General features: G+C 61.1%; 5 protein-coding genes. 3 read left to right on the plus strand and 2 right to left on the minus strand.

The features are described 5' to 3' along the window. From NW835_RS04935 to NW835_RS04945, 3 genes are all read left to right on the plus strand, one after another. On the plus strand, nt 1–1,280 hold a 1,280-nt coding region (locus tag NW835_RS04935), incomplete at its 5' end, for a GNAT family N-acetyltransferase (protein WP_414414665.1). Between the two features lie 27 nt (nt 1,281–1,307). After that, the gene (locus tag NW835_RS04940; protein WP_414414666.1) at nt 1,308–1,925 is read left to right on the plus strand and encodes an Npun_F5749 family FMN-dependent PPOX-type flavoprotein; all 618 of its coding nucleotides are present in this window, start codon (nt 1,308–1,310) and stop codon (nt 1,923–1,925) included. A 239-nt stretch (nt 1,926–2,164) separates the two neighbouring features. After that, the gene (locus NW835_RS04945) at nt 2,165–2,734 is read left to right on the plus strand and encodes a hypothetical protein (RefSeq protein ID WP_414414667.1); all 570 of its coding nucleotides are present in this window, start codon (nt 2,165–2,167) and stop codon (nt 2,732–2,734) included. Nucleotides 2,735–2,922: 188 nt separating this feature from the next. Here NW835_RS04945 and mraY read toward each other — a convergent pair whose 3' ends face one another. Both mraY and NW835_RS04955 read right to left on the minus strand, forming a co-directional pair. Continuing rightward, the gene (mraY, locus tag NW835_RS04950; protein ID WP_414414670.1) at nt 2,923–3,945 is read right to left on the minus strand and encodes a phospho-N-acetylmuramoyl-pentapeptide-transferase; all 1,023 of its coding nucleotides are present in this window, start codon (nt 3,943–3,945) and stop codon (nt 2,923–2,925) included. 158 nt (nt 3,946–4,103) lie between these two features. Beyond that, the gene (locus NW835_RS04955; RefSeq protein ID WP_414370898.1) at nt 4,104–6,479 is read right to left on the minus strand and encodes a phosphoketolase; all 2,376 of its coding nucleotides are present in this window, start codon (nt 6,477–6,479) and stop codon (nt 4,104–4,106) included. Between the last annotated feature and the right edge of the window lie 104 nt (nt 6,480–6,583).

The raw sequence follows: 6,583 nt of genomic DNA on the forward strand, positions 1-6,583 counted from the left end.
ACTTTGGCATGGACAACCCTGCGGCAAAGCCCAACCCGGATTCCAAAGCTCCTAGGGAGGCTCCCGAACTGATTCTCCGCCCCGCTCAACTGGGCGATCTGGAGGCGGTGGAGGAGATTTTGGCGCAAGCTTTTGATGAAGAGTACAGCAGCCGCTCGGTGGACATTCGTCGCCAAGTGCGGCGGTTACGGCAGTGGTATGGCCCCCTGAAAACCTTGAGCCTGTTTCCCAACCGTTTTCAGCACATGTTTACGGTGCATGTGGCGGAGCTGGAAGGCAAAATCCAGGGGGTCATTCAAGTTTCTCCCTTTAACCATTCCCGCAGCACCTGGCGGGTGGATCACATTGCTGTGGTGCCCTCTGCGCGGCGGCAGGGGGTGGGATCCCGGCTGCTCAAGCACTGCCTGGAGCACTTTCGCGAGGCTCGCACCTGGATCTTGGAGGTGAACATCCACAACAAGGAGGCGATGGCCCTCTACCGACACAATGGCTTCCAACCACTGGTTCAGATTACTTACTGGTCGATTCCACCTGAGATCCTTGCCGCTCTCAGCCAGCACGAGCCCAAGCTGCCCAACTTGGTGCCGGTGACCAACCGGGATGCCTACGCCATCTACCAACTGGATACGGGATCCATGCCGGCCACTGTGCGCCAGGTGTACGACCGCGACGTGAGCGATTTTCGCACCAGCCCGCTGGATTGGCTCTTGGATCAGGCCAAATGCGTCATCAGCCAAACGGAACGGGTGGAGATGTGTGTCTATGAGCCTGAGCGGAAAACCGCTATCGGCTATTTCAACCTGAAGTTGGATCGGACGGGGCAGCAGCCGCATGTGGCCAAGCTCACGGTTCACCCCGCTTACACCTGGCTCTATCCTGAGCTCATGGCCAAGATGGCCCAGCTCACCCAAGCCTATCCCCCGCAGGCTTTGGCCTTGGCCTCCACCGATTACCAGCCGGAACGGGAGGAATTTTTGCTCAAGCTGGGAGCCCAGGACGTGGAGCGGACGCTGCTAATGTCGCGCTCGGTGTGGCACAAGGTGCGGGAAGCTCGCTCCCCCTGGTATAGCGAGTATCTCAGTCTAGTGTTCGAAAAATTGCCGGTGAAGCAGCCGGTGCCAGAACGCTTTGAGGGGGCAACGGAGGGCTGGCTGGAGCACCACTTTCATTCCCTCCACCCAACTGCACCGGATCCCAATTCCGCTGGCGCTACTCGCACGGAGTCCTCGCCGGGGTGCACCAGGGATCCGCAATCGGAAGCGCCTCCCCCTCCCGGCTAGAGTTGCGGCGGGCACCAGCGAAGCTCTATGAACGAGTTGAAGGATATCCCTGCGGGGGATCCCTCTTGGCGGATGTTGCTCCAGGCGGCCCTGCACCGCAACCGCAGCGATCCCGGTGTACGCTATTTGCAACTGGCTACAGTGGATCCCCAGGGGCATCCGCGTAACCGCACGGTGGTCTTCCGGGGATTTTTGCGGGATACCGACCGCATCCAGTTGGCGGTGGACAGCCGCAGCGAGAAGATCTGCCAGATTGCCCACTGCCCACTGGCCCAGATCTGCTGGTACTTCTGTAAAACTCGCGAGCAATTTCGCATTGCCGGCACTCTCGAGGCCATCGCCGCTGACCACCCGGATCCCCAGGCGCAGCAGCAGCGGCAACAGGTATGGCAGCAAATCTCTGAAAAAGGACGGCTGCTCTGGTTCTGGCCGGAACCCAAAGGCCCTCTTGCCCCACCAGAGGCTTTTGTTGGAGAGCTGCCCCCCGAAAAGGCTTCTTTGCCACCGCCGACATTTGTCCTATTGCTGTTGGATCCAACGGAGGTGGATCACCTCCAGCTCAAGGGGGATGCAACCTACCCCCAATTGCGAACCGTCTACGAGCGCAGTCCGCAAGGCTGGCAATGCCGAGCGGTCAACCCCTAGAAGGGATCCCAGCCGGCTCCGACCTGGGCAGGGGGCAGGGAAGCCGTTTTTCCCCTCGCTTTCCGGGAGACTTTCCGGGAGAATATTGAAGAGAATAGATGTGCTAGCGCAAATGAACAATCTCCCACCCTCCGGAGCGACGCCGTCTGACGGCAGCTGGAGCTCCCCTCCTGGGGGGTAGGAGTCCCTCAGCTTCTGTCTCCAGCCGATACCTAGCCTTCCTGGTTGCGGTACCTCTGATGTCTATTTCCGCCCTCTCATTTGCTAAGCGCATTGCCCAAGCTGTTGCTCCTCTCTTTTTGACCGGCAAGCCCTTGTTGGCCAGAGCTTTGCAGAACAAGCTGCGCCAGGGATCCCTGGGGTTGGCTGTCGCTTTGGTTTGGGGTCTGGCTCCCGTTCAGGAGCTGACAGCCCAGCCGATGTTAAAATCCCCACAAGGCTCCCTTGAAGAGAATATAGCTCCTGCCCTGCCCTCAGAATCTGCCTTCCCCACCTCCACCCGCACAGGACTCTTTCGAGTCGGCAATCGCACCCCTCACCCGATTCGGCTGGTGATCTTGATGCGCAGCGGCGGACGGCTGCTCAACCCAGAAACGGCCCACTGGGACTTTGCGCCCGGAGAAGGGGGTAGTGAGGGATTGGTGCTGAGTTTGGGCGAGGAGCCACTGCAGATCGGCCCCGGAGATATTGTGGTGGCTTTTACCTTGGATGGAACCGCTCGCTACTGGGGGCCGAACGTGGTGGGAGAGTCGCTGGCGCCCTTTTGGAATGAAGAGAGCGGCTTTTGGTCGATGATCTTGCAGCCTTAGGCAGCCGGGCAGGCGGCCCGAAATACCCTTTCAAACTTTTCAAAATAGTCCAAAAAAGTTACAGCCATTGCACTCTGGCTCCTCAGAGGGCGCTGGAGAGTAGAGGAGAAGATAGTCCCAAACTCGGCTTGGGAGCTCGGCCCCTGCACGGGAAGTGGGAGCTGCAGTCCGCCGGGATCCTCTGCCTCTCAAGCTCCGGCCCAGTGCCACCAGGCCCAGCCCAGCCCCACCAATAGCGCCGTTAGCCCATAGAAGCACCCCACCACCTGCACCTCCGACCAGCCCCCCAGCTCCAGATGGTGGTGGAGGGGAGACATGCGCAGCAGCCGTTTGCCTTGGCCGGTCTTGCGTTTGGTGTATCGAAAGTAGCCCACCTGCAGGATGACTGACAGGGCTTCCACCACCAAGATCCCGCCCATCCAGGCCAGGGCCCAGAGCTGATCCCCCAGCAGGGCCAGCCCCGCCAGAGCGCCTCCCAAGCCCAGGGATCCGGTATCCCCCATAAACAGGCGGGCCCGGTGGTGGTTGTGCACCAGAAAGCCCAGACAGGCACCGCTCAAGGCAAAAGCCACGAGCGCCAAAACGGGATCCGCTGCCATCAGCCCCAGCCCTGCCAGGACGAGGGCCACCACCCCTGCCGCCAGACCGTCCATGCCGTCGGCGAGGTTGACGGCGTTGTTGGTTCCCACTAACACAAACAAAGCCAAAGGCCAGAACAGCCAGCCCAGGGAGAGGGCACCTATTCCCGGCAGGGTGAGAACGGTAGGGATCCCTTGCCAAGCTAGATAGCCGCAAAAAGCCAGGCCAACCCCAACTTGGAGCAACAGCTTCACCTTGGGGGACAACCCCTTGTTGGAGCGCTGCCGGATAACCAGCCAATCGTCCAGCCAGCCAACCAAGGTGTAGGCCAGAGTCAGCAGCGCCCCCGCCAGCCACTGGGGATCCCAGCCGCTCCCGATGCCAGCTACCAGCAGCCCTACGGGCAAAAAGCTAAGGCCACCCATGGTTGGCGTGCCCGCTTTTTTGTAGTGGGACTGGGGCCCCTCTTCGCGAATGACCTGCCCTGCCTTCCAGCGCCGCAAGGCTGGGAGAAGCAGGGATCCCAGCATAGCCGATCCCAGTACGCTCAATCCAAAGGGGACGGCCACCTGGGGCCGGATCCCGATGACCAACGCCGAGAGGGCCAGGCCCAGAACCCAGGAGAGGGCCATCCCTCCCCAGGCCGCCTCTTCCAGAGCGGGAAGCGTATCCGCATCCGCCCTTTCTGAACTCCTCACCCCCTTAACCTCCAGCCCAACTCCTCAAAAAACTCCGGCAGGAGAGCCTAAGAAAACTCTACCCTGCCGGAGGCCCAGAGGCGAAGGATCCCCTAGTAGGGCCACTTCCAGTTGCGCACCTCCGGCAGATCCTCGCCGTACTTGCAGATGTACTGCTTGTGCTCCACCAGCTTGTCCCGAATCAACTGCTGGACGTGATCCCGCCGGTACTTGAAGCGCTCCACCCGCTCCAACACGTCGTTGGCCAGGTTGAAGCGATCCACCTGGTTGAGGACGCACATGTCAAAGGGAGTGGTGGTGGTGCCTTCCTCCTTGTAGCCGCGCACGTGTAGGTTGTGGTGGTTGGGACGGCGGTAGGTGAGGCGGTGAATCAGCCAAGGATAGCCATGGAAGGCAAACACGATGGGCTTGTCGGGGGTGAAGATGCTGACAAACTCCTTGTCGCTGATGCCGTGGGGGTGTTCGCTGGGCGGCTGCAACTTCATCAGGTTCACCACGTTCACCACCCGGATCTTGATATCCGGCAGGTGCTGCCGCAAAAAGTCCGCCGCCGCCAGGGTTTCCATCGTCGGCACATCGCCGCAGCAGGCCATGACCACATCCGGCTCCGAGCCCTGATCGTTGCTGGCCCACTCCCAGATCCCCAGGCCCTGGGTGCAGTGCTTGATGGCAGCATCCATGTCCAGGTACTGCAGGGCCGGCTGTTTCCCCGCCACAATAACATTGACGTAGTGGCGGCTGCGCAGGCAGTGGTCGGCCACCGAGAGCAGGGTGTTGGCATCCGGCGGCAGGTAGACGCGGATGATTTCGGCTTTTTTGTTGACCACGTGATCCAAAAAGCCGGGATCCTGGTGGCTGAAGCCGTTGTGATCCTGCCGCCACACGTGGGAGGTGAGCAGGTAGTTGAGGGAGGGGATGGGCCGCCGCCAAGGGATGTGCCGGGTGGTTTTCAGCCACTTGGCATGTTGGTTGAACATCGAGTCCACCAGGTGGATGAAGGCCTCGTAGCAGGAAAAGAAGCCGTGGCGGCCTGTCAACAGGTAGCCCTCCAGCCAGCCCTGACAGACGTGCTCGCTCAAGATCTCCATCACCCGTCCATCGGGGGAGAGGTGCTCGTCGTAGTCGTAGATAGGCGCCACCCAGGTGCGGTCGCTGGCCTCAAACACGGCGTTCAGGCGGTTGGAGGCAGTTTCGTCGGGGCCAAAGAGGCGGAAGTTGTGGGGGTTGAGCTTCATTACATCTCGCAAAAACTGTCCCAGCACCTTCGTGGCCTCGGCCTCCGTGGTGCCAGGGCGCGGGACGTCTACGGCGTAGTTGCGGAAGTCCGGCATTTTCAGCTCCCGCGTCAGCAGGCCGCCGTTGGCGTGGGGCAGGGCACCCATGCGTTTTTCCCCTTTGGGGGCCAGCTCTTGCAGCTCGGGCCGCAAACGGCCGTTTTCGTCGAAGAGCTCTTCTGGCTTGTAGCTGCGCATCCACTCTTCCAGGAGCTTGAGGTGCTCCGGGTTCTTGGCCAGATCCGCCAGTGGCACCTGGTGGGAGCGCCAGAAATCCTCTACTTTTTTGCCGTCCACCTCTTTGGGGCCCGTCCAGCCTTTGGGGGTGCGCAGGATGATCATCGGCCACTGCGGACGGGTAGGATCCCCTTTGCTGCGGGCGTGCTGCTGGATTTCTTGAATCTCGTGGATCACCGTGTCCAAAGTGGCGGCCATCAACTGGTGCATCTGGGCTGGCTCGGAGCCTTCGACAAAGTAGGGTTTGTAGCCGTAGCCCACAAACAGGCTTTGCAGCTCTTCACGGCTGAGGCGGGCCAGGATCGTCGGGTTGGCGATCTTGTAGCCATTGAGGTGCAGAATCGGCAGCACCGCCCCGTCGTGGATGGGGTTGAGGAATTTGTTGGAGTGCCAAGAGGCGGCCAGGGGGCCGGTCTCGGCTTCTCCATCCCCGACTACACAGGCCACCAGCAGATCGGGGTTGTCGAAGGCTGCCCCAAAGGCGTGGGCTAGAGCATAGCCCAGCTCTCCCCCCTCATGGATGGAGCCGGGGGTTTCCGGGGCCACGTGGCTGGGTACGCCGCCGGGGAAGGAGAACTGCTTGAAGAGCTTGCGCATGCCCTCGGCGTCTTGGCTGATGTTGGGGTACACCTCGCTGTAGGTGCCCTCCAGGTACGTGTTGGCCACCAGAGCGGGGCCGCCATGGCCGGGGCCGGTGATGTAGAGGATGTTGAGGTTTTCCCGCTTGATGATGCGGTTGAGATGCACGTAGATAAAATTCAGCCCCGGTGTGGTGCCCCAGTGCCCCAGCAGGCGCGGCTTCACATGCTCTAGCTTGAGGGGTTCCCGCAGCAGCGGGTTGTCCATCAGGTAAATCTGCCCCACCGACAGGTAGTTGGCGGCCCGCCAGTAGGCGTCCATTTTGCGCAGTTCGTCGTCGGTCAGCGGTTTTGTCGAGAGCTGTTCTGCCAAAACCATAGCCGTACCCCCTAGGTATCTCTACTCCCATGGTGAGCCAGGTTGGGGCGTAGGCTTGGGGATCTTGGGATTCCTTTGGATTTGGGAGATGGGGTGAGGGATGA

The sequence above is a fragment of the Synechococcus sp. OH2 genome (assembly GCF_047462155.1).
Lineage (GTDB): Bacteria > Cyanobacteriota > Cyanobacteriia > Thermostichales > Thermostichaceae > Thermostichus.

Excerpts from the sequence above, each read along its gene's own strand:
- NW835_RS04945 (WP_414414667.1), top strand. The coding sequence starts at position 2,165 with ATGTCTATTTCCGCCCTCTCATTTGCTAAGCGCATTGCCCAAGCTGTT.
- NW835_RS04955 (WP_414370898.1), bottom strand. The coding sequence starts at position 6,479 with ATGGTTTTGGCAGAACAGCTCTCGACAAAACCGCTGACCGACGACGAA.
- mraY (WP_414414670.1), bottom strand. The coding sequence starts at position 3,945 with ATGGCCCTCTCCTGGGTTCTGGGCCTGGCCCTCTCGGCGTTGGTCATC.
- NW835_RS04940 (WP_414414666.1), top strand. The coding sequence starts at position 1,308 with ATGAACGAGTTGAAGGATATCCCTGCGGGGGATCCCTCTTGGCGGATG.